This window comes from Nitratireductor sp. GCM10026969, from assembly GCF_042660605.1.
GTDB lineage: Bacteria > Pseudomonadota > Alphaproteobacteria > Rhizobiales > Rhizobiaceae > Chelativorans.
In genome coordinates this window covers 1-2,867 of the sequence record NZ_JBHSUM010000259.1, presented here as the reverse complement: position 1 = coordinate 2,867, position 2,867 = coordinate 1, and the positions used below count along the sequence as shown (strand labels likewise).

Below are 2,867 nucleotides of genomic sequence, written 5' to 3'. Positions count from 1 at the left end.
CTGAACAGGCCGCGGCAAAGGGAGCCGAGGCGACCGCCGACATGGTTGCGGCAAAGGGCCGTTCCTCCCGCCTCGGCGAGCGCGCGCGCGGCCATGTCGATCCCGGCGCGGCCTCGGCCGCGATCATCATCGAGGTGATGGCGAAGAGCCTTTCGGGCACGGGTGGGGCAGGAGGAGAGGCGGCGTGAACGTTCGGCACAGAATTACCAGACCCTTTCCGCGGTCAACATCGACGCCTCACTAGCGGCGGAGCATCAGGGCCCGGAGATACGCCGGATAGAACACCGGTCACGAGATGCGGGTACGTGGATGGCGACCAGGGCGAACGGGAAGGGCGGCAGTGCGACGGAACCGATTCCGTTGCGCTATGGCGACGATCCCTACGTGTGGGCCTGCTGGCTCTACTACGAGGACCGGCTGACCCAGGGCCAGATCGCCGAAACGATGGGTGTGTCGCGCGCCACCGTGAACGCCTACCTGGCCGAAGCGCGCGAGCGCGGCATCGTCAATATAGCGATCGACCCGGAGCGGTTTTCCGCGCTCACCATCGCCCAGGAACTGAAGCGCCATTTCGGACTCGACGACTGCCTCGTCATTCCCAGCGACGGCGGCGCCCACCCGTTGATCGAGCGGCTCGGCATCGCTGGTGCACGCGTCCTCAACCAGACGGTGCGCTCCGCCGACACGATCGCCGTCGCCTGGGGCCGCACCGTAATGGCCGTCGCCGAGCGCGCCCGGCGCGGCGACCTTCAAGACGTCTCCGTCATCCAGGCGACGGGCGGCACCACCGCGACCTTCGAATACACGCCCGAGGCTTGCGCGGCGCGCCTTGCGGCCGCGCTGAATGCACGCTGCGTCAACCTGACGGCGCCGGCGCTCGTCTCTTCGGCCGAAGTTCGCGACCTCCTCTTGCAGGAGCCGGTCGTTGCCGGGCAGCTTGCGGCGCTGGCACGGGCGAACCGGCTTCTCTTCGGCATTTCCTCCCTGCGTCCCAACTCGACCATCCATACGAGCGGCTTCTTCGATTCGGTCGCCACCCAGCTTTATCTGGAGAAGAACGCCGTGGGCGTCATCGCCGGCCGTTTCATCGACGACCACGGGCGGCCGGTTTCCGGACCGCTCGACGAGCGCACCATCGGCGTCACGCTGGACGGGTTCGAAGGCATCGAAACCAAGATTGCCGTGGTCGGCGGCATCGACAAGGTGGCCGCGATCCTCGGCGCTCTGCGCGGCGGCTATATCGATGTGCTCGTCACCGATGCGGCTACCGGCCGCGGCATCCTCAAGGCCGACGGGGTGGCGGAGCTGGACCGCAAGCTTGCGCCCCAGCGCGGCCCGGAGACAGGTGTCGTCAACGTCCGCAGCGCGGTCAAGAAGTTCGTCAACAAGCCTGTGGACGTGATCGAGGAGATGCTCGACGGCATCGTCCATGCCCATGAGCGCTATCTGAGGCCGATCGACGGCCATCGCCGCGCGCTCGTGGCCCAGCGCGGGCCGCGCGAGGGCAAGGTGGGGCTCGTCATTGGCGGCGGCTCGGGCCACGAGCCTTGCTTTCTCGGCTATGTGGGCAAGGGGCTGGCCGACGCGGTGGCGATCGGCAATGTCTTTTCGTCGCCGCCGCCGGACCCGATCTTCAAATGCGCGCGGGCCGCCTCGGGCGGCAAGGGCGTTCTCTTCGTCTACGGCAATTATGCCGGCGACATCATGAACTTCGAGATGGCGGCCGAGTTGGCCAAGGCCGAAGGCATCGAGGTTCGCACCGTGATCACCACCGACGACATCGCCTCCTCGCCCGTCGAGGACCGCGAGGGCCGGCGCGGCGTCGCGGGAAACTTCTTCACCTTCAAGATCGCCGGTGCCGCCTGCGACCGCATGTGGCCGCTCGACGCCTGCGAGGCGGTCACCCGCAAGGCCAACCGCCGCACCTATACGGTCGGTATCGCGCTCGAGCCGTGCTCGCTGCCGCAGACGCGCACGCACAACTTCGAGATCGGGCCGGACGAGATGGAGATCGGCATCGGCATCCACGGCGAGCCGGGCGTTGCCCGCGACCGGCTGCGCACCGCCGACGAGGTCGTGGACGCGGTCATGGACCGCATCTTCTCCGAGATGCAAGCCGGTCCGGGCGACCGCGTCGCCGTGCTCGTCAACTCGCTGGGCGCCACCCCGCTGATGGAGCTCTACATCCTCTATCGGCGCGTGCGCCAGAGGCTGGGGGCCAAGAACATCAGCGTCGTCGCCAGCTGGACCGGGCACTATTGCACGTCCCTGGACATGGCCGGCGCGTCGATCACGGTCCTGCATCTGGACGACGAACTGGCGGAGTTGCTGGATCATCCCTGCGATACCGCGTTCCTCACCATCAATTAGCTGCTACAATGGCGGGGTAGAACCGGGAGGAAGGTCATGTCGGGCAACCAGGCGCGCGCACTGGCGTCGATGTTCTATGCCATTTCCGAGGCGATCGAGGCCGAGAAGGATTTCCTGACCCGCCTCGACGGAGCCATCGGCGACGCCGACCACGGCATCAGCATGTCCGCCGGATTTCTCGCGGTGAATGCAGCGCTTTCGAAACTGGACATGGACCGGTGCGCGCCGGCCGATGTGTTCGCCACGGCCGCCAATGCTTTCCTCAATGCCGTCGGTGCCTCGACCGGGCCGCTCTATGCCTCCGCCTTCCTGCGGGCCGCGGCGGCGGCGCGGCAGAGCGATCGCCTCGATGGGGCATTCCTGTGCGCGATGTTCACGGCGATTGCCGACGGGATCAGGGAGCGTGGCAAGGGAACGCGCGGTGACAAGACGATGCTCGACGCCTGGCTGCCGGCCGCCGAAGCTGCCCATGCGGCCCGCCGGCGCGGCGCTGCCCT

At 67.7% G+C, this 2,867-nt stretch carries 3 protein-coding genes; all 3 read left to right on the top strand.

Translation table 11 applies throughout. The annotated features are described in order from the left end of the window. On the top strand, positions 1-188 hold a 188-nt coding region (locus tag ACFP9U_RS24540; protein ID WP_378625436.1), incomplete at its 5' end, for a DAK2 domain-containing protein. A gap of 121 nt (positions 189-309) precedes the next feature. After that, the gene (locus tag ACFP9U_RS24535; RefSeq protein ID WP_378625434.1) at positions 310-2,370 is read left to right on the top strand and encodes a bifunctional sugar-binding transcriptional regulator/dihydroxyacetone kinase subunit DhaK; all 2,061 of its coding nucleotides are present in this window, start codon (positions 310-312) and stop codon (positions 2,368-2,370) included. A 36-nt stretch (positions 2,371-2,406) separates the two neighbouring features. Then, on the top strand, positions 2,407-2,867 hold a 461-nt coding region (locus tag ACFP9U_RS24530), incomplete at its 3' end, for a DAK2 domain-containing protein (RefSeq protein ID WP_378625432.1).